This is a genomic window from Serratia sp. 4542 (assembly GCF_016805595.1).
In the GTDB taxonomy this organism is placed as follows: Bacteria; Pseudomonadota; Gammaproteobacteria; order Enterobacterales; family Enterobacteriaceae; genus Serratia; species Serratia nevei.
Window position 1 is genome coordinate 63,284 of the sequence record NZ_RXKV01000005.1, and the last position, 25,578, is coordinate 88,861.

General features: G+C 61.0%; 20 protein-coding genes. 11 read left to right on the forward strand and 9 right to left on the reverse strand.

The features are described from left to right. Positions 1-59 precede the first annotated feature (59 nt). The gene (iolE, locus tag EKL15_RS06280) at positions 60-956 is read left to right on the forward strand and encodes a myo-inosose-2 dehydratase (RefSeq protein ID WP_019455194.1); all 897 of its coding nucleotides are present in this window, start codon (positions 60-62) and stop codon (positions 954-956) included. Positions 957-1,014: 58 nt separating this feature from the next. Here iolE and EKL15_RS06285 read toward each other — a convergent pair whose 3' ends face one another. Both EKL15_RS06285 and EKL15_RS06290 read right to left on the reverse strand, forming a co-directional pair. Continuing rightward, the gene (locus tag EKL15_RS06285) at positions 1,015-2,196 is read right to left on the reverse strand and encodes a P1 family peptidase (protein ID WP_100396767.1); all 1,182 of its coding nucleotides are present in this window, start codon (positions 2,194-2,196) and stop codon (positions 1,015-1,017) included. Then, on the reverse strand, positions 2,189-2,704 hold the full coding sequence (locus tag EKL15_RS06290) for a GNAT family N-acetyltransferase (protein WP_100396766.1): 516 nt from the start codon (positions 2,702-2,704) through the stop codon (positions 2,189-2,191). Before EKL15_RS06290 ends, EKL15_RS06285 begins: the two co-directional genes overlap by 8 nt. Positions 2,705-3,093: 389 nt before the next feature. Between EKL15_RS06290 and EKL15_RS06295 the strand changes: the two genes are divergently transcribed. The 4 genes from EKL15_RS06295 to gntK all read left to right on the forward strand — a co-directional run bounded on the left by EKL15_RS06295 (position 3,094) and on the right by gntK (position 7,361). Further along, positions 3,094-3,789: a pirin family protein gene (locus EKL15_RS06295; RefSeq protein WP_100396765.1), complete on the forward strand. Its 696-nt coding sequence runs from the start codon at positions 3,094-3,096 to the stop codon at positions 3,787-3,789. Positions 3,790-4,079: 290 nt separating this feature from the next. After that, the gene (gene gntR, locus EKL15_RS06300) at positions 4,080-5,075 is read left to right on the forward strand and encodes a gluconate operon transcriptional repressor GntR (protein WP_060424481.1); all 996 of its coding nucleotides are present in this window, start codon (positions 4,080-4,082) and stop codon (positions 5,073-5,075) included. A 340-nt stretch (positions 5,076-5,415) separates the two neighbouring features. Then, positions 5,416-6,732, forward strand: coding sequence for a gluconate transporter (gene gntT, locus EKL15_RS06305; RefSeq protein WP_033636339.1), 1,317 nt, complete (start codon positions 5,416-5,418; stop codon positions 6,730-6,732). Positions 6,733-6,833: 101 nt separating this feature from the next. Then, positions 6,834-7,361, forward strand: a complete 528-nt coding sequence (gene gntK, locus EKL15_RS06310) for a gluconokinase (protein WP_033649350.1) — start codon at positions 6,834-6,836, stop codon at positions 7,359-7,361. A gap of 30 nt (positions 7,362-7,391) precedes the next feature. Here the strand turns inward: gntK and EKL15_RS06315 are convergent, their stop codons facing one another. Next, positions 7,392-7,985, reverse strand: coding sequence for a YhgN family NAAT transporter (locus EKL15_RS06315; RefSeq protein WP_025159894.1), 594 nt, complete (start codon positions 7,983-7,985; stop codon positions 7,392-7,394). 192 nt (positions 7,986-8,177) lie between these two features. Between EKL15_RS06315 and asd the strand changes: the two genes are divergently transcribed. The 6 genes from asd to glgP all read left to right on the forward strand — a co-directional run bounded on the left by asd (position 8,178) and on the right by glgP (position 19,339). Further along, the gene (gene asd / locus EKL15_RS06320) at positions 8,178-9,281 is read left to right on the forward strand and encodes an aspartate-semialdehyde dehydrogenase (protein WP_016930397.1); all 1,104 of its coding nucleotides are present in this window, start codon (positions 8,178-8,180) and stop codon (positions 9,279-9,281) included. A gap of 444 nt (positions 9,282-9,725) precedes the next feature. After that, on the forward strand, positions 9,726-11,912 hold the full coding sequence (gene glgB / locus EKL15_RS06325; RefSeq protein WP_060441400.1) for a 1,4-alpha-glucan branching protein GlgB: 2,187 nt from the start codon (positions 9,726-9,728) through the stop codon (positions 11,910-11,912). After that, entirely contained in the window at positions 11,909-13,891 is a 1,983-nt protein-coding gene (glgX, locus tag EKL15_RS06330) for a glycogen debranching protein GlgX (protein WP_100396764.1), read from the forward strand. Before glgB ends, glgX begins: the two co-directional genes overlap by 4 nt. A 15-nt stretch (positions 13,892-13,906) precedes the next feature. Next, positions 13,907-15,184, forward strand: a complete 1,278-nt coding sequence (gene glgC / locus EKL15_RS06335) for a glucose-1-phosphate adenylyltransferase (protein WP_004930810.1) — start codon at positions 13,907-13,909, stop codon at positions 15,182-15,184. A 135-nt stretch (positions 15,185-15,319) separates the two neighbouring features. Continuing rightward, positions 15,320-16,750, forward strand: a complete 1,431-nt coding sequence (glgA, locus tag EKL15_RS06340) for a glycogen synthase GlgA (RefSeq protein WP_049202834.1) — start codon at positions 15,320-15,322, stop codon at positions 16,748-16,750. Positions 16,751-16,891: 141 nt separating this feature from the next. Next, entirely contained in the window at positions 16,892-19,339 is a 2,448-nt protein-coding gene (glgP, locus tag EKL15_RS06345; protein WP_055311829.1) for a glycogen phosphorylase, read from the forward strand. A gap of 62 nt (positions 19,340-19,401) precedes the next feature. On the opposite strand, the gene glpD is transcribed toward glgP, so the two are convergent. The 6 genes from glpD to ulaG all read right to left on the reverse strand — a co-directional run bounded on the left by glpD (position 19,402) and on the right by ulaG (position 25,315). Next, positions 19,402-20,910: a glycerol-3-phosphate dehydrogenase gene (glpD, locus tag EKL15_RS06350; RefSeq protein ID WP_100396763.1), complete on the reverse strand. Its 1,509-nt coding sequence runs from the start codon at positions 20,908-20,910 to the stop codon at positions 19,402-19,404. A gap of 246 nt (positions 20,911-21,156) precedes the next feature. Further along, entirely contained in the window at positions 21,157-21,915 is a 759-nt protein-coding gene (locus EKL15_RS06355; protein WP_004930797.1) for a DeoR/GlpR family transcriptional regulator, read from the reverse strand. 50 nt (positions 21,916-21,965) lie between these two features. Next, positions 21,966-22,802, reverse strand: a complete 837-nt coding sequence (gene glpG, locus EKL15_RS06360; protein ID WP_100396762.1) for a rhomboid family intramembrane serine protease GlpG — start codon at positions 22,800-22,802, stop codon at positions 21,966-21,968. Between the two features lie 171 nt (positions 22,803-22,973). Further along, positions 22,974-23,300: a thiosulfate sulfurtransferase GlpE gene (glpE, locus tag EKL15_RS06365; RefSeq protein ID WP_004930790.1), complete on the reverse strand. Its 327-nt coding sequence runs from the start codon at positions 23,298-23,300 to the stop codon at positions 22,974-22,976. Between the two features lie 84 nt (positions 23,301-23,384). After that, positions 23,385-24,140, reverse strand: a complete 756-nt coding sequence (ulaR, locus tag EKL15_RS06370) for an HTH-type transcriptional regulator UlaR (RefSeq protein ID WP_060424494.1) — start codon at positions 24,138-24,140, stop codon at positions 23,385-23,387. A 110-nt stretch (positions 24,141-24,250) separates the two neighbouring features. Beyond that, positions 24,251-25,315, reverse strand: coding sequence for an L-ascorbate 6-phosphate lactonase (gene ulaG, locus EKL15_RS06375; RefSeq protein ID WP_060424495.1), 1,065 nt, complete (start codon positions 25,313-25,315; stop codon positions 24,251-24,253). Positions 25,316-25,578: the final 263 nt, after the last annotated feature.

A 25,578-nucleotide genomic window follows, 5' to 3' on the forward strand; every position in this document is an offset into this window, starting at 1 on the left:
TCTTATTCGGCTCGCCGGCGGCGTTTGCACCGGCGGCCCTCCAAGGACCGAGGCAGACCATGAATAAAGACAACGTGAAATTGGCCATTGCGCCGATCGGCTGGACCAACGACGACATGCCCGATCTGGGCAAGGAAAACACCTTCCAGCAGTGCGTCAGCGAAATGGCGCTGGCCGGCTTCACCGGCAGCGAAGTGGGCAGCAAATACCCGCGCGATCCGGCGGTGCTGAAGCCGATGCTGGATATTCGCGGCATCCAGATCTGCAACGCCTGGTTCAGCACCTTTTTCGCCGACGGCCAGAAAGACAAAACCATCGATGAATTTATCAACCACATGAATTTCCTGCATGCCATGGGCGCCAGGGTGATCGGCTGCTCCGAGCAGAGCAAGAGCATTCAGGGCACCACCAAAGGCGTGTTCGAAGAGAAGCCGTACTTCAGCGATGAAGAGTGGCAGCGCGTGGCCGACGGTTACAACGAGCTGGCGAAGATCGCCGCCGGCAAAGGCATGCAGGTTTGTCTGCACCACCACATGGGCACCGGCATTCAGACCACGGCCGAAATCGATCGCTACATGAGCATGGTCAACGACGACGTCTACCTGCTGTTCGATACCGGCCATGCCTACTATTCGGAAGGCAGCCAGCAGGCGATGATGGCGATCCTGGAGAAGTATCTGCCGCGCATCAACCACGTCCATCTGAAGGACGTGCGCGATGAGGTGGTGGCGGAAGTGAAGGCCAACAAGCTGAGCTTCCTCGACGGCGTGAAGAAGGGCACCTTCACCGTGCCGGGTGATGGCGTGATCGACTTCAGGCCGGTGTTCAAGCTACTGGACGAGCGCGGTTACAAAGGGTGGATGGTGGTGGAGGCCGAGCAGGATCCGGCGCTGGCCAATCCGTTCGAGTATGCGGTAAAAGCGCGCCGTTATATTCGGGAAACCGCCGGCATTTAAGCGACGAGGGTTAATCATGATTAAGGGGCGCCAGCGCCCCTTTTTTGGTGGCGGCGTGTTAGCCGCCGAGCGTTTGCCAGGTTGCGACCTGGCTGCCGGGCCACGGCGTGGCGGCATGTACGCCACGGGCGATCGCCCGGGCCAGGGTGTCCGCCGCCAGCGCGCCGATCTGCAGCACCGCCAGTTCGCGGCTGCCCTGAACCTCGCGCTGCCCGGTGGACAGGGCGAACACTACGTCGCCGTCAAACGGGCTGTGCAGCGGGCGGATGGCGCGCGCCATGCCGTCTTGCGCCATGATGGCCACCCGTTTCAACTCCACCCGCGTCAGCGCCAGGTCGGTGGCGATGCAGGCCAGGGTCGTGTTCTTTCTGCCGCCCTGCGGCTCTTGTTCCATCCAATCTTCGCCCTGCGCGCGCAGTTGCGCCAGCGCCGCTGCGCCGCCGTTGCCGAATTCACCGTCAATTTCATAGGGGGTCGCCCAGAAGGCGCGGGTGCCGGGTGCGACCACCGCACCCAAACTGTTGACCGCCACCAGTGCGCCGACGGTAGCGCCATTGGCGGCAATGATAGATGCCGAGCCGAGGCCGCCTTTCAGCTTACCCATGCCGGTCATGGCACCGTAGCCGGCGCCGACGGTGCCCAGCGGAAAGTCCAATCCGGCCTTGCCGACCGCATCGATGCCCAGTTGGCGATACGGCGGCGTGAGCTGCCAGTTTTTGTCGCCGCCGTTGGCCAGATCGTACAGGCAGGCGGTGGGCACGATAGGGGAGACCGGCACGCCGGGGGCCGGGCGCAGCGCGTAGCCTCGGCCCTGTTGCCCCAGCCAGGCTGCGACGCCATCCGCCGCCGCCAGGCCGTAAACCGAGCCGCCGCTGAACGTCAGCGCATCGACGGTCTGTACCAAATTGTCTTCACCCAGCGCGTCGGTTTCCCGGGTGGCGGGGCCGCCGCCGCGCACGTCCACGGCGGCGATCGCCGGGCTGTCCGGCAGGATAACCGTCGTGCCGGTACGCACCCGGCTGTTTTGCGCCACGCCGACCTTCAGGCCTGGCACATCGGTAATCAGGTTGCGGGCGCCTGGGCGCCCGGCGGCGGAAGTTGGCATAGAGGCACCTAACGAGGTGAGAGGAGAGAATATGCCGGCGGCGGCGGTCAGGCCGGCCAGCGCTTGTAAAAAGGTTCGGCGGTTGATGTACAGGGGCCGGCGCAGCGGCCCCTGTGGGTGAGGACGATTACGCATCGCCGTGCGGCTGCCCGGAGCGCAAACGCGCCATATGGTAGGCGTCGACCAATACGCCGTCGCGCATGGCATAGGCGCGACTGGTGCCCTCTATCTCGAAACCGAATTTGCGGTACAGCGCAATGGCCGCCGGGTTGTCGGTGAACACCGTCAGCTCGATGCGCTCGATGGCCGCCCAGTTGTCGCACAGGTCTATCATCGCCTGCATCAGGCGGCTGCCAACGCCTTTGCCGTGGTAGCGAGGATCGACGCCGATGCCGAAGGTGGCCACGTGGCGGCGGCGCACGCGCTGATTCAGAATGACGGCCAGCTGGCCGGCAAGCTGCCCGTCGATGAAGGCCGCCAGGTTATGCGTGCCCGGCTCGGGATTGGCGAGGCGCTTCTGCCAGGACTCGACGGACGGTAGCGGGAGCTGCAGCGTATCGCGGTAGACGGGCGTCTGCGAATAAAGATGATGCAGGGCTTGCGCATCCGTCGTTTCCACGTGGCGTATCACGATCTCGCTCATCTCGCTGCTCCTGTTGCTTACCGGTTGAATAACCTCTGAATTTATCCGTTTACTGCCTTGAGTCAATATTATTTGAACGGGTCAAAAAAAACGCTTTACAGGTGCGAATGATAATGATTATTATTGCGATGCGTTCCGGGGAGGGCATCAACCCTTGATACTCTCGCTGCGAAGGCACGACATTGCTCACATTGCTTCCAGTGTTTACTTAGCCAGCTCGGGTGCTGGCTTTTTTTTTGCCCTTTTTCAACCGCTTCCGCCTTCAACAAATCCGTTGCCCATCTGCCGCTTCATTCCATCGAAATTTTTGAACAGAGGCATGAGTTTTTTACGCTTTCTTATTCTGCCCGCAGGACTAGACTGTAAAAAAACATTGAGGAGAGTTGAATATGATTTATGTACGTAAAGCGGAAGACCGCGGCCACGCCAATCATGGCTGGCTGGATAGCTGGCACACCTTCTCTTTTGCCGACTACTACGATCCGAACTTTATGGGGTTCTCGGCGCTGCGTGTGATCAACGAAGACGTGATCGACGCGGGGCAGGGTTTCGGTACCCATCCGCATAAAGATATGGAAATCCTGACCTACGTGCTGAGCGGCACGGTGGAACACCAGGACAGCATGGGCAACAAGGAGCAGATCCAGGCCGGCGAATTCCAGATCATGAGCGCAGGCACCGGGGTGCGTCACTCCGAGTACAACGCCAATCAGGATCGTCCGTTGCACCTGTACCAGATTTGGATCATTCCGGATCAGGTCGGGCTGGAGCCGCGCTACGAGCAGCGCATGTTCGACGCGCCGCAGGGCCGTCAGCTGGTGCTGTCGCCGGATGCGCGCGACGGTTCGCTGAAGGTGTTCCAGGATATGACGCTGTCGCGTTGGGCGCTGAATAAAGGCGAACAGGGTGAGTACCCGATCGCCGCCGGCCGTCGCATTTGGATCCAGGTGGTGCGCGGCAAGGTCTCGGTCAACGGCCAGGCCGCCGGCATCAGCGACGCATTCGCGGTGTGGGATGAATCGGCGTTGACGATCCAGGCCGACGAAGAGAGCGAAATCCTGCTGTTCGATCTGCCGGCGGTGTGATTAAGCGGTAAATTTCAAGGGCTCACGCTGTGAGCCCTTGAGGTTAACGACAAGCCTGATGACGTTACCCGCCTGAAAGCCGGCAGCATATAAAAACAAGGAAAATCAATTTATTGATTTTCGGCTGACAATCACAAAGGGGAAAAACCACGCTTTTTCCCCTTTGTCACCGTATGAAGGGCTCACGCTGTGAGCCCTTTTTGCGTTGGCCGTCGCATAACCGACAATATCGGCCCGCCGTTTTTTTTGCTAAAATGACTGCCCATTCACGGTTAGTCAGTTCATTGATAATGAAGAAAAAACGGCCGGTACTCCAGGATGTGGCGGACAAGGTGGGCGTGACCAAGATGACGGTGAGCCGTTATCTGCGCAATCCCGACCAGGTTTCTGCCGCCCTGCAGCAAAAAATCGCCGTCGCGCTGGATGAGCTGGGCTACATCCCCAACCGCGCGCCGGACATCCTCTCCAACGCCACCAGCCGGGCGATTGGCGTGCTGTTGCCGTCGCTGACCAACCAGGTGTTCGCCGAAGTGCTGCGCGGCATCGAAAGCGTCACCGACGCGCACAACTACCAGACCATGCTGGCGCACTATGGCTACCTGCCGGAGCGTGAAGAAGAGCGTCTGACCTCGCTGCTGTCTTACAATATCGACGGCCTGATCCTGTCTGAGCGCCATCACACGGCGCGCACCCTGAAAATGATCGAGGTGGCGGGCATTCCGGTGGTGGAGCTGATGGACTGCGTCTCGCCGTGCATCGATCTGGCGGTGGGCTTCAACAACTTCGAGGCGGCGCGCCAGATGACCCAGCAGATCATCGCGCACGGCCACCGTCACGTGGTCTATTTCGGTGCCCGTCAGGATGAACGTACCCTCATCAAGCAGCAGGGGTATGAGCAGGCGATGCGCGAATCCGGCCTGGAGCCTTACAGCATCATGACCGCGCGTTCTTCCTCCTATTCCGCCGGCGGCGAGCTGCTGCGCCTGGCGCAGCGCGACTATCCGCAGATCGACAGTATCTTCTGCACCAACGATGACCTGGCGATCGGCGCGGCCTTCGAGTGCCAGCGGCAGGGGCTGTCGATCCCGCAGGACATGGCGATCGCCGGTTTCCACGGCCATGATATCGGCCAGGTGATGGTGCCTAAGCTGGCCAGCGTGCTGACGCCGCGCGAACGCATGGGGCAGATCGGTGCCGAGCGTTTGCTGGCCCGGCTGCGCGGCGAAACGGTGTGCCCGCGCATGGTGGACGTCGGTTTCACCGTGATCCCCGGCGGCAGTATCTGAGCCATTTTAACGTTCTGTTTTAACACCCTTTCTTTTTGCAGCGCGCCCTGAGGCGCGCGGGTTATCCCGCCTGTAAGCCCGCCGGTCGTTGCCGGCATAAGTTTGATCTCTGTCCCAGAACGCGAATTTTAGCCGCTTACCCGGTTCCGGCGCTCATGTTGTTACCGGTATCATGATACCGGTAACAACGAGCGTGCGGTCATCTTGCTGCAAGACTGAACCTCTGAATCAACAACACCTACAGCTCTTCTTAAACACCGGGAAAGAGCCTAAAAATAAAACAACCGCACGCTTTACGCCTATCGTAAAGAGAGTCGCGATAAAAGGTTGGAGAAAAATTATGCCATTAGTGATTGTTGCAGGCGGCGTAGCGCTGCTGCTGCTGCTGATGATCCGCTTCAAGCTGAACGGCTTTATCTCTTTGGTGCTGGTTGCTCTGGCGGTCGGGATCGCACAGGGTATGCCGGTCGATAAGGTCATCGGCTCCATCAAGGCCGGCGTGGGCGGCACGTTGGGCAGCCTGGCGCTGATCATGGGCTTCGGCGCCATGCTCGGCAAACTGCTGGCGGACTGCGGCGGCGCACAGCGCATCGCCACCACGCTGATCGACAAGTTCGGCAGAAAACATATTCAATGGGCGGTGGTGCTGACCGGCTTCACCGTCGGCTTCGCGCTGTTCTACGAAGTGGGCTTCGTGCTGCTGCTGCCGCTGGTGTTCACCATCGCCGCCTCCGCGCGCATCCCGCTGCTGTACGTCGGCGTGCCGATGGCCGCCGCGCTGTCGGTGACCCACGGCTTCCTGCCGCCGCACCCGGGCCCGACGGCCATCGCCACCATCTTCCATGCCGACATGGGTAAAACCCTGTTGTACGGCACGCTGCTGGCGATCCCGACGGTGATCCTGGCCGGCCCGGTTTATGCCCGCTTCCTGAAAGGCATCGACAAGCCGGTGCCGGAAGGCCTGTACAACCCGAAAACTTTTACCGAAGCAGAGATGCCGAGCTTTGGCGTCAGCGTCGCCACGTCGCTGGTGCCGGTGATCCTGATGGCGCTGCGCGCGGTGGCTGAAATGGTGTTGCCGAAGGGCCACAGCCTGCTGCGCTTCGCCGAGTTCTTCGGCGACCCGGTGATGGCGACCCTGATCGCCGTGCTGATCGCTATCTTCACCTTCGGCCTGAACCGCGGCCGCACCATGGATGAAGTGATGGGCACCATCACCGACTCGATTAAAATCATCGCCATGATGCTGTTGATCATCGGCGGCGGCGGCGCCTTCAAACAGGTGCTGGTGGACAGCGGCGTCGAGCAGTACATCGCCGGCCTGATGGAAGGCAGCAACGTTTCGCCGATCCTGATGGCCTGGTCGATCGCCGCCGCGCTGCGTCTGGCGCTGGGTTCCGCCACCGTGGCGGCGATCACCGCCGGCGGCATCGTCGCCCCGCTGATCGCCACCACCGGCGTCAGCCCTGAGCTGATGGTGATTGCGGTCGGTTCCGGCAGCGTTATCTTCTCGCACGTTAACGATCCGGGCTTCTGGTTGTTCAAGGAGTACTTCAACCTGAGCATCATGGAAACCATCAAATCCTGGTCGGTGCTGGAAACCATCATCTCGGTGTGCGGCCTGGTGGGCTGCCTGCTGCTGGCGACGGTCGTATAATCGTTATCCGACGCCCTGCGGGGCGTCGGCGTTCCAGAGTATCTTTATCAGTTGGGACGCATTTGGCGCGCTCGCGCCAGTTCCCATAAGGGCATGACACAATGAGTAATCCGCAGAATCACGTATTTATCCTGATGGGGGTGTCCGGCAGCGGTAAATCCGCCGTGGCCAGCGCCGTCGCCCGGGAAGCCGATGCCGCCATGCTGGACGGCGATTACCTGCACCCGCGCGCCAACATCAACAAAATGGCCGCCGGGCATGCACTGGACGACAACGATCGCGCTCCGTGGCTGGCTGCGCTCAACGACGCCATCTTCGCCATGCAACGTACCAATCCGGTGTCGCTGCTGGTGTGTTCGGCGCTGAAAAAAAGCTATCGCGACCGCCTGCGCGAAGGCAATCGCAACCTGCATTTCCTCTACCTGAAAGGGGATAAAACGGTGATTGAGGAGCGCCTGAAGCAGCGCAAAGGCCACTTCTTCAAACCGCAGATGCTGGTTTCGCAGTTCGCCACGCTGGAAGAGCCGGGCGAGCAGGAGCCGGATGTGCAGGCGATCGACATCAACCAGCCGCTGGACGGCGTGGTCGCCGACACGCTCGCCTGCATCAACCGTATCACCGCCCGCTAAGCGCGGGCCGTCGTCGGCGCCGTCAGGCGCCTACAGCTTCATGTAAGCCCGCACGCCGTCCAGGAACATCTGGGTCGACAGCATCACCAGAATCAGCCCCATCAACCGCTCCAGCGCGCTGACGCCTTTGCTGCCCAGCAGGCGCAGGAACAGGTTCGACATCAGCAAAATGGCCGCAGAGAGACCCCAGGCGATCAACAGCGCCGCCACCAGATGGGGCAGCTGATGCGGATACTGGTGCGACAGCAGCATCAGCGCTGCCAGAATCGACGGCCCGGCCACCAGCGGGATCGCCAGCGGCACCAGGAAAGGCTCTTCGCCGGCGGACAGCCCCGAACTGTTGCCCTCCTGAGACGGGAAAATCATCTTGATGGCGATCAGAAACAGAATGATGCCGCCGGAAATGGAGACGGTTTCGGTGCGCAGGTTGAGGAACGCCAGAATTTTCTCGCCGGCGAACAGGAAAATCAGCATCAGCAGCAGGGCGATCAGCAGCTCGCGGATCAGCACCACCCGGCGCCTGCGCGGCTCCAGGTGCTTGAGCACCGACATGAAAATCGGCAGATTGCCCAGCGGATCCATAATTAAAAACAGCAATACCGTAGCGGAAATCATCTCTGTCATGGTGACCTCGTGATCGGGAAAACGCCTCGGCCTTTCCGGCCGCGTCCTTGCCTATAAGAAGGATTGCTGAGAAATCCTCAGCCATCGAATAAATTCACTTTGCGCCCGCGCCGACATTTTGTAAGGTGAGGAGATATTGCACACAACTCGTTATCACCTACATAGCCCTTATCCGGGCGGGAAACAGATATTATGAAAAACGTTGGTTTCATCGGTTGGCGCGGAATGGTCGGCTCGGTTCTCATGCAACGCATGACGGAAGAGCGCGATTTCGACGCCATTCGCCCGGTCTTTTTCTCCACCTCGCAGCACGGTTCTGCCGCGCCGGCCTTCGGCGGCCAGCAGGGCACGCTGCAGGATGCGTATGACATCGACGCGCTGAGCGCGCTCGATATCATTATTACCTGTCAGGGCGGCGATTATACCAACGAAGTGTATCCTAAGCTGCGCGCCAGCGGTTGGCAGGGTTATTGGATCGACGCGGCCTCTTCGCTGCGCATGCAGGACGATGCCATCATCATCCTGGATCCGGTCAACCACGCGGTGATTCAGCAGGGCCTGGACAAAGGCATCAAAACCTTCGTCGGCGGCAACTGCACCGTCAGCCTGATGCTGATGTCGCTCGGCGGTCTGTTCGCCAACGATCTGGTGGAGTGGGCGTCGGTCGCCACCTACCAGGCGGCCTCCGGCGGCGGCGCGCGCCACATGCGCGAACTGCTGACCCAGATGGGCATGCTGCACGCCGACGTGGCGAAGGAACTGCAGGACCCGGCCTCCGCCATTCTGGATATCGAGCGCAAGGTGACCGAGGCCACTCGCAGCGGCAAACTGCCGACCGATAACTTCGGCGTGCCGTTGGCCGGCAGCCTGATCCCGTGGATCGACAAGCAGCTCGACAACGGCCAGAGCCGTGAAGAGTGGAAAGGTCAGGCGGAAACCAACAAGATTCTGAACACCGGCAGCGTGATCCCGGTCGATGGTTTGTGCGTGCGCGTCGGCGCGCTGCGCTGCCACAGCCAGGCGTTCACCCTGAAGCTGAAAAAAGACGTGTCGCTGCCGGAAATCGAGCAGATGCTGGCGACGCACAACGACTGGGTGCGCGTGATCCCGAACGACCGTGAGCTGACCATGCGCGAACTGACGCCGGCGGCGGTGACCGGTACGCTGAATACGCCGGTCGGCCGTCTGCGCAAGCTGAATATGGGGCCGGAGTACCTGTCGGCGTTCACCGTGGGCGACCAGCTGCTGTGGGGCGCGGCCGAGCCGCTGCGCCGCATGCTGCGTATCCTGTTGTAAACCCGCACTTCCTGGGGGGCTGGCTGATTTCAGCCCCCTAAAGCCTCATTTTCCGCTTTTTTGTTCGCCGCGCACCGCGCCGGGCAACGTCACCGCAAGCCTCGTTTCACCGGGCTCCACCCCGCATATCTCCTCGTCGGCCGCCGCATGCAGAAGCCGGCGGGCTGGCAGTTTTCTTAATGAAGAATTTTCCTGAGCAATGCTGAGCAGTTTTTAACAGACATTGGCTATGCTTAACGCATGGGCGAACAATTTTTCACCATGACTGAAATATTTCAAAAAATAAGCATAAAGAGCGAAATTCAGGTCGGCAGAGTAAAGATTGGTCAATAACCGACCGCAATCACGCTTTAGAGTCCGAATGCATTGCATGATGACCAAAACGGCCAAGGAATAACCAACAAGCCGTGCTTAGATCATGCTGTTAATCTAAGGAAGAAGACTATGCCTGTACTTCCCGATCGTGACGTGATTGATCAGATCATCTCCGGCCATTACGCCGATCCCTTTGCTCTGCTTGGCATGCATGCGACCGATAACGGTCTGCAGGTGCGTGCGCTGCTGCCGGACGCCACCGAGGTTTGGCTGATTGAGCAGCAAACCGGCCGGCGGTTGGCGCAGCTGAACTGCGACGATCCGCGCGGCTTCTTCAGCGCCGTGGTGCCGCGGCGCAAAAATCCTTTCCGCTATCAGCTGCAGGTCAGCTGGCGCGATCACCAACAGACTGTCGACGATCCCTACCGGTTCGGCCCGCTGCTGCAGGACATCGACAGCTGGCTGCTGGCCGAGGGCACGCACCTGCGCCCCTATGAACGCCTGGGGGCTCACCTCGCCACGCTGGATGGCGTCGACGGCGTCAGCTTTGCCGTTTGGGCGCCTAACGCCCAGCGCGTCTCGGTGGTGGGGGAGTTCAACTTCTGGGACGGCCGCCGCCATCCGATGCGTTTGCGGCGTGAAAACGGCATCTGGGAGCTGTTCCTGCCCGGCGTGCGGGCCGGCCAGCTGTACAAATATGAAATCGTCGATTGCTACGGCAATACCCAGCTGAAAGCCGATCCTTACGCCTTCGAGGCGCAGATGCGCCCGGACACCGCCTCGCTGGTGGCGCCGCTGCCGGAGGTGGTGCCGTCGACGCAGGCGCGCCGCCGCGCCAACGATTTTGACCAGCCGATCGCTATCTACGAGGTGCATCTCGGCTCATGGCGTCGCCACACCGACAACCACTTCTGGCTCAGCTACGGCGAGCTGGCGGTGCAGCTTATCGACTATGTGAAGGACATGGGATTCACCCATATCGAGCTGCTGCCGATCAACGAGCACCCGTTCGACGGCAGCTGGGGCTACCAGCCGCTGGGGCTGTATGCGCCGACCCGGCGCTTCGGCACGCCGGCCGATTTCAGGGCGTTCGTGGCGGCGGCGCATGAGGCGGGCATCAACGTGATCCTCGACTGGGTGCCGGGGCACTTCCCGAGCGACGCCTACGGCCTGGCAAACTTCGACGGCACGGCGCTGTACGAATACGCCGATCCGCGCGAGGGCTTCCATCAGGACTGGAATACGCTGATCTACAACTACGGCCGCCACGAGGTGCGCAACTACCTGGCGGGCAACGCGCTGTATTGGCTGGAGCGCTTCGGCATCGACGCGCTGCGGGTCGATGCGGTAGCGTCGATGATCTATCGCGACTACAGCCGCGCCGACGGCGAGTGGGTGCCGAATTACTACGGCGGCAACGAGAACCTGGAGGCGATCGCCTTCCTGCGTTATACCAACCAGACTATCGGCCAGGCGCAGCCGGGCGCGGTGACGTTGGCGGAGGAGTCCACCGACTACCCCGGCGTCACCCTGCCGCCGGACGCCAACGGTCTGGGGTTCCACTACAAATGGAACCTCGGCTGGATGCACGACACGCTCAATTACATGAAGTGCGATCCGGTGCACCGTAAGTATCACCACAACCAGATGACCTTCGGCATGCTGTATGCCTATACCGAGAACTTCGTGCTGCCGATCTCGCACGATGAAGTGGTGCACGGCAAAAAATCGATCCTCGACCGCATGCCGGGCGACGCCTGGCAAAAGTTCGCCAACCTGCGCGCCTACTACGGGTTTATGTGGGCGCATCCGGGCAAAAAGCTGCTGTTTATGGGCTGCGAGTTTGCGCAGGGGCGCGAGTGGAATTTCGATACCAGCCTCGATTGGCATTTGTTGGAAGGGCTGGATAACTGGCACAACGGCGTGCAGCGGCTGGTGCGCGATCTGAACCACTGCTACCGGCAGCAGGCGCCGCTGTATGAGCGTGACTATCGCCCGGACGGCTTCGAGTGGCTGGTGGTCGACGATCACGACAACTCGGTGTTCGCGTTCGCGCGCTACGATTCGCAGGGCAATGAGCTGATCGCCATCAGCAACTTTACCCCGGTGCCGCGCTACCGCTACCGCATCGGCCTCTCCCGCGCCGGCGACTATCGCGAGATCCTCAATACCGATTCGCACCACTATCACGGCAGCAACGCCGGCAATCAGGGGCGGGTCTCTTCCGAAGCGGTCGGCAGCCACGGCCGCGACTTTTCCATCTGCGTGACGCTGCCGCCGCTGGCGACCATTTATCTGCTGCGGGAGGCGCCATGACGGAGCTGACGGCCGGCCTCGCCGCGCCGCTGGGCGCGCATTACGACGGCGAAGGCATCAATTTTACCCTGTACTCGGCGCACGCCGAGCGGGTGGAGCTGTGCCTGTTCGACGGCCAGCAGCGTGAGGTGCGCCTGCCGCTGCCGGCGCGCAGCGGCGATATCTGGCATGGCTATTTGCCGGGCGGCAAGCCGGGACAACGTTACGGTTACCGGGTCTACGGCCCGTTCGACCCGGCGAACGGACAGCGGTTCAACCCCAACAAGCTGGCGCTCGATCCGGCCGCGCGCGCGGTGGAAGGGCCGGTGGCGGACCACCCGCACCTGCACGGCGGTTACGATCGGCCGGATCCGCACGACAGCGCCGAGCTGATGCCGAAATGCGTGGTGGTGGACCAATGCTATGACTGGCAGGACGATCGCCCGCCCGCCACGCCCTGGGGGCAGACGGTGATTTACGAAGCGCACGTACGCGGCCTGACGCTGCTGCACCCGAAGATCCCGCCGGCGCTGCGCGGCAGCTTCGCCGCGCTGGGGCACCCGGTGATGATCGCCCACTTCAAACGCCTCGGCATCACCGCGCTGGAACTGCTGCCGGTGCAGCAACATACCTCCGAACCGCGTCTGCAGCGGCTGGGGCTGATCAACTACTGGGGCTATAACGTGCTGGCGCCCTATGCGCCGGACAACCGCTACGCCAGCCTGAGCACCGACGGCACGCCGCTGAACGAATTTCGCGATGCGGTCAAGGCGCTGCATCAAGCCGGCATCGAGGTGATCCTCGACGTGGTGTTCAACCACAGCGCCGAGCTGGATATGGACGGGCCGATGCTGTCGCTGAGCGGCATCGACAACCAGAACTACTACTGGCTGACGCCGGAAGGGGACTACGTCAACGACACCGGCTGCGGCAATACCCTGCGGCTCGATCAGCCGCAGGGCGTGGCCTGGGTGATGGACTGCCTGCATTTTTGGGTGCGGGAGTGCCACGTCGACGGCTTCCGCTTCGATCTGGGCAGCGTGCTCGGCCGCACGCCGGGGTTCGATCGCGATGCGCCGCTGTTCCAGGCGATGCTGGCGGACGATGTGCTGTCGCGCTGCAAGCTGATAGCCGAACCCTGGGACGTTGGCCCCGGCGGCTATCAGGTGGGGGCGTTTCCCGGCCGCTTCGCCGAATGGAACGACCATTACCGCGACGACATGCGCCGTTTCTGGCTGCAGAGCGGCGTGTCGCTCGGCCAGTTCGCCCGGCGTTTTGCCGCCTCCAGCGATGTGTACAACCAGCGCGGGCGAACGCCTTACGCCACCGTCAACATGCTGACCGCCCATGACGGTTTTACCCTGCAGGACGTGGTCAGCTTCAACGAGAAACACAATCAGCCGAACGGCGAAGGCAACCGCGACGGCAGCGATCGTAATTTCAGCAACAACCACGGCGTGGAAGGCCTGGTCGCCGACGACGCCATTGTGCAACGCCGCAGGGCCAGCCAGCGGGCGATGCTCGCCACGCTGTTGCTGTCCCAGGGAACGCCGATGCTGCTGGCCGGCGATGAACAGGGACACAGCCAGCAGGGGAACAACAACGCCTATTGTCAGGACAACGCCACCACCTGGCTCGACTGGTCCACGGCGGATGACGCGCTGACCGATTACGTCGCGGCGCTGATCGCGCTGCGCCGCCGGATCCCCGCGTTGCAACAGGACCGCTGGTGGCAGCAGGACGACGGCAGCGTGCAGTGGCTGAACGCACAAGGGCAGGCGCTCGACGCGCAGCAGTGGGAGCAAGGCGATCTGCTTATGCAGATCCTGCTGTCGCAGCGCTGGCTGCTGCTGGTTAACGCCACGCCGCAAACGGTGGAGATGAGGTTGCCGGAAGGCGATTGGCAGGTTGTCGCTCCGTTCACTCAGGAAGACTCACGGGCGGTGTTACCCGCCTGGCACCAGGACGCGCGCTCGCTTTGCGTTCTGGTACGGAAATAATAAAAGGAGTCCGCTATGGTTAGGTTTGAAAATAAAGACCCCCTGATGTTGGCGCGCCAGCTGCCGATTAAATCCGTAGCGCTGATCCTGGCCGGCGGCCGCGGCTCGCGCCTGAAAGATTTGACCTCCACCCGCGCCAAGCCCGCCGTCCACTTTGGCGGCAAATTCCGCATCATCGATTTCGCCCTGTCGAACTGCCTGAACTCCGGCATCCGCCGCATCGGCGTGATCACCCAATACCAGTCGCACACGCTGGTGCAGCACATTCAGCGCGGCTGGTCGTTCCTCAACGAAGAGATGAACGAGTTCGTCGACCTGCTGCCGGCCCAGCAACGCCTCAGCACCGAACATTGGTACAAAGGCACCGCCGACGCGGTCTACCAGAACCTGGACATCATCCGCCGCTATGAGGCCGAATACGTGGTGATCCTGGCGGGCGACCATATCTACAAGATGGATTACTCGCGCATGCTGATCGACCACGTCGAGAAGGGGGCCCAGTGCACCGTGGCCTGCCTGCCGGTGCCGCGCAGCGAAGCCGGCGAATTCGGCGTGATGAAGGTGGATGAAAGCGACCGCATTATCGAGTTCCTGGAGAAACCCGCCGATCCGCCGGCGATGCCGGGCAACCCGGATATGTCGCTGGCCAGCATGGGCATCTATATTTTTAATGCCGCCTACCTGTTCCAGCTGCTGGAAGAGGATATGTCGACCCCCGGCTCCAGCCACGATTTCGGCAAGGATCTGATCCCGAAAATCACCGCGCAACAGGCGGCGTGGGCGCATCCGTTTACCTTGTCCTGCGTGACCTCCAACCCCGATCTGCCGCCGTACTGGCGCGACGTGGGCACGCTGGACGCCTACTGGCGCGCCAACCTCGATCTGGCGTCGGTAACGCCGGAGCTGGACATGTACGACCGCGCCTGGCCGATCCGCACCCACATGGAGCCGCTGCCGCCGGCCAAGTTCGTGCAGGATCGCTCCGGCAGCCACGGCATGACCATGAACTCGCTGGTGTCCGGCGGTTGCATCGTGTCCGGGTCGGTGGTGGTGCATTCGGTGCTGTTCCCGCGCGTGCGAGTGAACTCGTTCTGTACCATCGACTCTACCGTATTGTTGCCGGACGTGAACGTCGGCCGTTCCTGCCGCCTGCGGCGCTGCATCATCGACCGCGCCTGCCACATTCCGGAGGGCATGGTGATCGGGGAAAACGCCGATGAGGACAGCAAGCGCTTTTATCGCTCGGAAGGCGGCATCGTGCTGGTGACGCGCGAAATGTTGTCAAAATTGTGAGTTAACGTGGGCGGCAGAACGATAGCCTGCCGCCTGATGAACGGTTCGATGGCTTGCGCAACGCGGCAAACATAACAGCGGCAAGCCTGCTTTATTTCTTATCCAGAGGCCTTCGGCCGACTTTCAGGAGTGATAATGCAGGTCTTACACGTATGTTCTGAAATGTTCCCCCTGCTGAAAACGGGCGGACTCGCAGACGTGGTTGGCGCACTGCCGGCGGCGCAAATCGCCGAAGGCGCCGATGTTCGGGTGCTATTGCCCGCTTTCCCTGACGTACGCAACGGCATTCCGGACACCGTGCTGGTGGCGGAAATCGACTCGTTCGCCGGCCGGGTGGGCCTGCGTTACGGCACCTACCATGGCGTGGGCATCTATCTCATCGATGCGCCCTGGCTGTATGACCGGCCGGGCAGCCCGTACCACGACCAATCCATGTACGCCTACCCCGACAACCATCGCCGCTTTGCGCTGCTGGGCTGGATGGCCTGCGAGCTGGCCAAGGGGCTGGATCGCTACTGGCGCCCGCAGCTGGTGCACGCCCACGACTGGCACGCCGGCCTGAGCTGCGCCTATCTGGCCGCCAACGGCCACCCGGCGCGCTCGGTGTTCACGGTGCACAACCTGGCCTATCAGGGGCTGTTCTCCGCCCATCATGTGACCGAGCTGTGGCTGCCGGCGTCGTTTTATGACGTTTATGGCCTGGAGTTCTACGGCCAGATGTCGTTCCTCAAGGCCGGGCTGTTTTATGCCGACCACGTGACCGCCGTCAGCCCGACCTATGCGCGCGAGATCACCCGGCCGGAGTTCGGCTATGGCATGGAGGGGCTGCTGCAGGAACGGCAGCGGCAGGGCAGACTGAGCGGCATCCTCAACGGGGTGGACGACAAGATTTGGGATCCGGCCCACGACCCGCGGCTGAGTACCCGCTACGACGCCGACGATCTGAAAAGCAAGGTCAAAAACAAGCTGCATCTGCAAAAGGCCATGGGGCTGAAGGTGGACGAATCGCTGCCGGTGTTCGCGGTAGTGAGCCGCTTGACCAGCCAAAAAGGTCTGGACCTGGTGCTGCAGGCATTGCCTGAGCTGCTGGCGCAGGGCGGGCAGCTGGCGCTGCTGGGCGCCGGCGACGCGGTGCTGCAACAGGCGTTTCTGGCCGCCGCCGCCGACTATCCCGAGCAGGTTGGGGTGCAGATCGGCTATCACGAGTCCTTCTCCCACCGCATCATCGGCGGCGCCGACGTGATTCTGGTGCCGAGCCGCTTCGAGCCCTGCGGCCTGACGCAGCTCTACGGCCTGAAATACGGCACGCTGCCGCTGGTGCGCCGCACCGGCGGGCTGGCAGACACGGTGGTGGACTGCGCGCTGGAAAATCTGGCCGACGGCACCGCCAGCGGCTTCGTGTTCGACGATTGCGATGCCGTCGCGCTGGGCAACGCCATCCGCCGCGCCATGGTGCTGTGGAGCCGGCCGAAACACTGGCGCCACGTTCAGCGTCACGCCATGAGCGTGGACTTCGGCTGGCCGGTGGCGGCGAAAGAGTATCTGTCGCTTTATCAACGTTTGTAGCCCGCGTTTCGCGTCTTGGGTTGACGCGCGGCGGGCAGCCGTTTGGGTTGATTGTCGGGGCGCGGCGTACCGCGTCCATGTTCAGCGGGGCCAGCTATTCCGCGGCGAATGGCTGGGCTCCCTAAAAGGGATCAAAAAGCCATGACTTCACCGTTTAGTTACACCTCACCTACGGTCAGTGTGGAAGCGCTGAAACACTCCATCGCCTATAAGCTGATGTTTATCGTCGGCAAGGATCCGGCCATCGCCAACCGGCACGACTGGCTGAACGCCGTGCTGTTCGCGGTGCGCGATCGCATGGTTGAACGCTGGCTGCGCTCCAACCGCGCCCAGCTGTCGCAGGACGTGCGGCAGGTGTATTACCTGTCGATGGAGTTCCTGATCGGCCGCACCCTGTCGAACGCGCTGCTGTCGATGGGCATCTATCAGGACATCGACAACGCACTGAACGAAATGGGGTTGAGCCTGGGTGAACTGCTGGAAGAAGAGAACGACCCTGGCCTCGGCAACGGCGGTCTGGGGCGCCTGGCGGCCTGCTTCCTCGATTCGCTGGCGACGCTGGCGCTGCCGGGGCGCGGCTACGGCATTCGCTACGAGTACGGCATGTTCAAGCAAAACATCGTCAACGGCCAGCAGATGGAATCGCCGGACTATTGGCTGGAGTACGGCAATCCGTGGGAGTTTCCGCGCCACAACACCCGCTACAAGGTGCGCTTCGGCGGCCGCGTGCAGCAGGAGGGCGCCAAGGCGCGCTGGCTGGAAACCGAAGAGATCGTGGCCATCGCCTACGATCAGGTGATCCCCGGCTTCGACACCGACGCCACCAACACCCTGCGGCTGTGGAGCGCGCAGGCCAGTAACGAGATCAACCTCGGCAAGTTCAACCAGGGCGATTATTTCGCCGCGGTGGAGGATAAAAACCACTCGGAGAACGTGTCGCGCGTGCTGTATCCGGACGACTCGACCTCCTCCGGGCGCGAGCTGCGGCTGCGGCAGGAGTATTTCCTGGTGTCGGCCACGGTGCAGGACATCCTCAACCGCCATTGGCTGATGCACAAAACCTTCGACAACCTGGCGGACAAGATCGCCATTCACCTTAACGACACTCACCCGGTGCTGTCGATTCCCGAACTGATGCACCGGCTGATCGACGAGCACAAATTCAAGTGGCTCGACGCCTGGGAAGTGGTGGAGCAGGTGTTTTCCTACACCAACCACACGCTGATGAGCGAGGCGCTGGAAACCTGGCCGTTGGACATGATAGGGCGCATCTTGCCGCGCCATCTGCAGCTGATTTTCGAAATCAACGATCACTTCCTCAAGATGGTGCAGGAAGTGGCGCCGGGCGACAACGACCTGCTGGCGCGGGTCTCGATCATCGATGAAACCAACGGCCGCCGGGTGCGCATGGCGTGGCTGGCAGTGGTGGCCAGCCACAAGGTCAACGGCGTTTCCGCCCTGCATTCCGAGCTGATGGTGCAGTCGCTGTTCGCCGACTTCGCCCGGCTGTTCCCCAATCGCTTCTGCAACAAAACCAACGGGGTGACGCCGCGCCGTTGGCTGGCGCTGGCCAACCCGCCGCTGGCGGCGGTGCTGGACGACTGCATCGGGCAAACCTGGCGCACCGATCTCAGCCAGCTGAGCGAGATCAAAGCCAACGTCGATTACCCGAGTTTCCTGCAGGCGGTGCAGCGCGCCAAGCGGCAGAACAAGGAGCGACTGGCGCTGTACATCGCCAAAACGCTCAACGTGGTGGTTAACCCGGATGCGCTGTTCGACGTGCAGATCAAGCGCATCCACGAGTACAAACGGCAGCTGCTCAACGTGTTGCACGTCATCACGCTGTATAACCGCCTGCTGGACGATCCGGAGATCGAGCGTGTGCCGCGGGTGGTGATCTTCGCCGGCAAGGCGGCCTCGGCCTACTATGCCGCCAAGCAGATCATCCGCTTGATCAACGACGTGGCCAAAGTGATCAACAACGATCCGCGCGTGCATACCCAGCTGAAGGTGGTGTTCATTCCGAACTACGGCGTCAGCCTGGCGCAGATCATTATCCCGGCGGCGGATCTGTCGGAACAGATCTCGCTGGCGGGCACCGAAGCCTCAGGCACCAGCAACATGAAGTTTGCGCTGAACGGCGCGCTTACCATCGGTACGCTGGACGGCGCCAACGTCGAGATGCGCGAGCACGTGGGGGAGGAGAACATCTTTATCTTCGGCAATACCGCCGAACAGGTGGAGGAACTGCGCCGCAACGGTTACAACCCGCATCAATACTACGAGCAGGATCCCGAGCTGCATCAGGCGCTGACGCAGATCGCCACCGGCGTGTTCAGCCCGGACGAACCGAAGCGCTACAGCAACCTGTTCGACTCGTTGGTGAACCTGGGGGATCACTACCAGCTGCTGGCGGATTATCGCAGCTACGTGGATACGCAGGACAAGGTGGACGAGGTGTATCTCAATCAGGACGAGTGGACGCGGCGCGCGGTGCTGAATATCGCCAACATGGGCTACTTCTCCTCCGATCGCACCATCCAGGAATACGCGGACGAAATCTGGCACATTCAGCCGGTGAAACTGTAAGACGGAAGAGAAAGCGCAAAGAAAAGGGCCGGATAACCGGCCCTTTTTCGTTACGCTGCGGCTCAGGAAGCCAGAGACAGCGCTTTCGTTTTCGCGTGTTCCGCCAGCCAGGCTTTCACCCGCGCCTGCTGCGCGTCGTCCAGCCACATACCCAGCTTGGTGCGGCGCCAGATGGCGTCGTCCAGCTCTACGACCCACTCTTTGTCGGTCAGGTAGCGCAGTTCGGCTTCATACAGACCGTGGCCGAAATCTTCGCCCAGATCGCCGAGGCCGTTGGCGCCGGCCAGGATCAGCTCGCTCTGGCTGCCGTAGGTGCGGGCATAGCGGCGCGCCAGGGCTTCCGGCAGCCAGCCGTGTGCACGGCGCAGTTTGGCTGCGTAGTCGTCGCGATCGCCGCCGATGTCACCGCCCGGCAGCGTGGCGTTTTTGGTCCACGCCGGGCCGCAGCTTGGGTAGTAGTGGGCCAGTTTTTCCATCGCGTGCTCGGCCAGCTTGCGGTAGGTGGTCAGCTTGCCGCCGAAGACCGACAGCAGCGGCGCCTTGCCTTGCTCGTCGTGCACGTCCAGCGTGTAATCGCGGGTGATCGCCTGCGGCGAATCGGATTCGTCGTCGCACAGCGGACGCACGCCGGAGTATGTCCAGACGATGTCGTCGCGGCCCAGCTGCTTCTTGAAGTGATCGTTGTACACTTTCAGCAGATAAGCGATTTCGTTCTCGTCGATCTTCACGTCCTTCGGATCGCCTTTGTACTCCACGTCGGTGGTGCCGATGATGGAGAACTCGTCATTCCACGGGATCACGAACACGATGCGGTGGTCTTCGTTCTGCAGAATGTAAGACTGCGGCTGATCGTGCACGCGCGGCACCACGATGTGGCTGCCTTTGATCAGGCGGATGCCGTAAGGCGATTTCAGCTTCAGGCCGTCGTCGAAGAAGTTTTTCACCCACGGGCCGGTGGCGTTCACCAGGCCTTTGGCGCGCCAGGTGAAGGTTTTGCCGCTGTCGATATCGACCGCTTCCACCATCCACAGGCCATTTTCACGCCATGCGCGGGTCACTTTGGTGCGGGTGCGCACTTCGCCGCCGCGTTTTTCCACTTCCTGCGCGTTCAGCACCACCAGGCGAGCATCGTCGACCCAGCAGTCGGAATATTCGAAACCGCGCTTCAGTTCAGGCTTCAGCACCGACTCTGGTCCAAAGCGCAAGCCCTTGCTGCCCGGCAGGCTGGTGCGTTTGCCCAGGTGATCGTACAGGAACAGGCCGATACGGATCATCCAGGCCGGACGCAGGTGCGGCTGGTGCGGCAGGCGGAAACGCATCGGAAACGCGATGTGCGGCGCCAGCTTCAGCAGCACTTCACGCTCGGCCAGCGCTTCGCTCACCAGACGGAATTCGTAGTGTTCCAGGTAGCGCAGGCCACCGTGGATCAGTTTGGAACTGGCGGAAGACGTAGCACAGGCCAAGTCTTGCGCTTCCAGTAGCAGTACCGACAGCCCGCGCCCGGCAGCATCCGCCGCGATGCCGGCACCGTTGATGCCGCCACCGATAACGATCAAGTCTTTGGTTTCCACGTCATCTTCCTCCAGATGTTCGAAATAGCTCTTTCATGTTCGTTTTCGCTCATGATTGTAATCAAAAACCAACAAGCAAGCCAAGACTTAACCAAACAAAAACATTTAGGCGTGATAGAGGTAACAGTTTGGTGATGATAGTCACATAAATGATGTGGATATGGCGCGAGCGCGCAAACGGCTGTCGATGAAGAGGGCGGGGGGGAGGAAACGGGGCGGCGGCGCGCCCCGCAGGTTAACAGCGGATCAGCACAGCTCCAGCTGCACGTCGTACTGCTCGATGATTTTCATCACGCTCGGCGGCGGCAACTGGTCGGTAAACAGGTAGTCGATCAGATTCATGTTACCCAGGTTGACCATGGCGTTGCGGCCGAATTTGGAGTGGTCGGTGACCAGCATCACGCAGCGGGAATTTTCGATAATCGCGCGTTTGGTGCGCACTTCGTGATAGTCGAATTCGAGCAGCGAGCCGTCCATATCGATGCCGCTGATGCCGAGAATGCCGTAATCGAGGCGGAATTGAGAGATAAAGTCCAGGGTGGCTTCGCCCATGATGCCGCCGTCGCGGGTGCGCACTTCGCCGCCGGCCAGGATCAGGCGGAAGTCTTCCTTGGCGGTCAGCAGGGTGGCGACGTTGAGGTTGTTGGTGACCACGCGCAGGTTCTTGTGGTTCATCAGCGCATGGGCCACCGCTTCCGGCGTGGTGCCGATATCGATGAACAGCGTGGCGCCGTCCGGGATCTGGCTGGCGACGCGCTGCGCGATGCGGGCTTTCTCTTCCGACCACATCACCTTGCGATCGTTATAGGCAGCGTTGACCGAGCTGGAAGGCAGCGCCGCGCCGCCGTGGTGACGCTGGATCTTGTTCTGGTCGGCCAGGTCATTCAAATCGCGGCGAATCGTTTGCGGGCTGACGTCAAAATGTTCCACCAGCTCTTCCGTGCTGACGTAACCCTGCAGGCGCACCAGCTCGATAATTGCGTCATGACGCTGTGTTTGCTTCACGATAATCCCCTAAAACGCCCGCTGTGCCCGCTGGGCACAGCTCCCGGCTGTTATTGTTCGTTGTGTGCGCGATGACGCGTATCCCAAAATGCCATCAATAACCCTAACACTAAACCGGCTACGTGTGCCGCGTTGGCGATCGACATTCCTAAAATATCGAAATATCCGGCCACCAGCCACAGCACCGAGAACACCATCAGCCCGCGCGGCAGCATCATGCCGCGCTCCGGCGCCCGTTCGCCCGTCAGCCACACATAGCCCATCAGCGCATAGACCACGCCCGACAGCCCGCCGAACAGCGCGCCGCTGAACAGCGATTGCGCCCAGCCGCTGAAGAAGGCCGACACCACCGCCAGCACGAACAGCTTGCCGGCGCCGAGGCGTTTTTCCATCTGGCCGCCGAGATACCACCACCACATCAGGTTAAACAGGATATGCAGCAGGGAGAAATGCAGGAACGCATGGCTGACCCAGCGCCACAGCTGCGTGTATTGGCTGCTGTCCTGCGGCCAGGAGAGCCAGTACATCACGGTGTTGTCGCCCAGCACCTGCATCAGGATGTAGACCGCGATGCACAGCACCATCACGCCGAGCGTCAGCGGCCCGGCCTTGCTGCGCAGGGTGTGCAGGTAGGATTCGCTCTGATAGTGCAGGCCGGCGTCGGTATGGCCGGTCTGCCAGCTGGCGGCCTGATAACGGCGGTTGAGCGGATCGACCAGAAACTGCTGCAGCTCGTGTTGCACCTGTTCGAGGTGGCCGTCGTCGGCCAGCCAGATTTCTGCCGCCTCGCCGCTGTTGCGCAGCTCAAGCCGGATGCCCTGGGTCGCCATATAGTCGACAAAGGCCAGCGCCAGGCGCGGGTTGGATATGGCGATTACTCTAACCATTGCTCTTCCGTCGTAAGTGAATGATTTTGGCCGCGGCTTGCTCGCCGGCGACCCTGACGGCCGATTATAACGTCGAAATCCTGAGCGCTGGCAAACGGATCTGCGAAAAACCAGCGAAAACGCGCACAAAAATGAAGGGGAAGCCCGCCGACGCATGGCGGGCGGCGGGGATCAGGCAGAGGTTTCCACGTCTTGCGGATACTGGCGGGCCCAGGCCTCGAAGCCGCCGTCGATGCTGTAGACCGCGTCGAACCCCTGGTGCAGCAGGTACTGCGCCGCGCTGCGGCTGCTGTTGCCGTGGTAGCACATCACCATCACCGGCCGCTCGAAGTCGTTTTGTTGCATAAAGGCCGACAGGGTGGCGTTGGTGAGGTGAAAGGCGCCCGGCGTATGCCCGGCTTCAAAACTTTGCGGATCGCGGATGTCGACCAGGGCGGCGCTGCCCTCTTTCCAGCGGGTGTACGCCTGCTCAACGTTGATCGCTTCGAACTGTTCCATACTGCTGACTGCCTCGTAATTGGGGGACGCCGCTATTGTAACCAACTCTGCGGCGTTTAAGACCAGAGTAAGGTTGTGGTTTTGTCACACCAGCAGCACTTCAACGCCTTGCTGACGCAGTTGCTCAACGATGGCGGGATCGGCGGCCCGGCCAGTGATCACCATGGCAATTTGCTCGGTGCGGCTGAACAGCATGCCGGCGCGTTGGCCGACTTTGCTGCTGTCGACCAGCACCACCAGTTTACCGACATAGTTGAGCATCTTCTGTTCTGCCATCGCGGTCAGCATATCGGTTTTATACAAACCGTCAGCGGTGAGGCCGATACCGCTGGTGAACATCCAGTGCCCGGCGTACAGGGTTGCGTCGCCTTCCTGAGGCGCCAGAGTAATCGACTGGGTTTTGTTGTACTGGCCTCCCATGATCACCACGCTGTCGTGTTCCTGATCGATCAGGTAATTGGCCAGCGGTAGATAATTGGTGATCACCTGAACCGGCTTGCCGCAAATTTCACGGCCCAACAGAAATGCGGTGGAGCCGCAGTTGATCACCACGCTTTCACCCGGCTGACAGAGCTGTGCCGCCGCTGCCGCGATGCGCATTTTTTCATCGAGGTGCTGGGTTTGGTGGATATTGAGCGGCGTCCAGGCCGGGCGCGGAGTTTGCGTGGCTTCGGCGCCGTTGCGTACTTTGCGCAATTTGCCGATTTCATTCAGCTTGTTGATGTCCCGGCGCGCGGTGGCCGGAGAGATGTCAAACGCCGCGATGACGTCCGCCACGGAGATTTGCCCCTTGCGCTGCAAGAGATCGAGAATAGCGTTGTGGCGTTGGGACTCTGTCATGCGGGCTCCGTGGAGAGAAAAAACGTCGTTGCCTTCGATTATATGCGCGCCGTTTGACGATTTGAATCATTGCCGTTCAAAAGCGCGCATCCGTATGCAACACCGATTGATTACAAGAAAGACTTGAAGGGCAGGTCGGGTTCCTGGATGAAACAATCATCGAACCCGCGCGGGTAGTGATATTCCAGATTGTCTTTGTCCTGCGGCCAGATGAACTTGCCGCCAACCTGCCAGATAAACGGTTTGAAACCGTACTTGAGCCGGTCCTTTTTCATATCCCACAACACGCGGATCTCCTGCGGATCTGCCTGGAAATTAGACCAAATATCGTGGTGGAAGGGGATAACGACCTTGGCGTTCAGCGATTCCGCCATGCGCAAGATGTCTGCGCTGGTCATCTTGTCAGTAATGCCGCGCGGGTTCTCGCCGTAGGAACCGAGGGCGACATCGATCTGATGATCGTTGCCGTGCTTGGCGTAATAGTTGGAGTAGTGGGAATCGCCGCTGTGATAAAGGTTGCCGCCCGGCGTTTTGAACAGGTAGTTGACCGCCCGCAGGTCCATGCCGTCCGGCAGAACGCCCGCCGCTTTTTGTTCCACCGGCAATGTGATGAGTGCCGTGCGATCGAAGGCGTCCAGCGCATGAATTTCAATGTCTTTGATTTTTATCACGTCGCCAGGTTTGACGGTGATGCAGCGCTCCGGCGGCACGCCCCAGCCGATCCAGATATCTACGCAGCTTTGCGGCCCGATAAACGGGACGGTGGGGGCGCAGTTCTGCAACACTGCCGCCGCGACGTTCACATCGATATGATCGTTGTGATCGTGCGTGGCCAACACGGCGTCGAGCTGGGTAATGGCGAACGGATCGAGCACGAATGGGGTGGTGCGCAGGTTCGGTTGCAGTTTACGCACCCCGGCCATGCGTTGCATTTGGTGGCCGGTTTTCATCAGCGGGTTGCCGTGACTCTGCTTGCCGGTGCCGCACCAGAAATCGACGCACAGGTTGGCGCCTTCTTCGGACTTGAGCCAGATGCCGGTGCAGCCCAGCCACCACATGGCGAAAGTACCGGGCGCGACGTTCTCCTGCTCTATCTCTTCGTTCAGCCAGGTGCCCCATTCGGGAAAGGTGTTCAATATCCAGGACTCGCGGGTGATGTCGTTGACTTTACTCATGGGTCTTTCCTCGTTGGTGGTGATAATAAAATCACAAATAATCATTTAAAGATTTTATGTGATTTGTTTTGATCGAATCTAGCACCGTTTTTTTCAACTGACAACGATCGAAATACACGTAAACGCCGCAGAATTTACGCGCTGCGCCGGCGTTTTCTCTCCTTTTCGTTTGATTAACTGCTATTAAATTCAATAGGTAATAAAGTGTGAGTCGTCTAATTCATTGAATGTTAGTGGAATTGATTTTTAACTTGCGAGGTTGT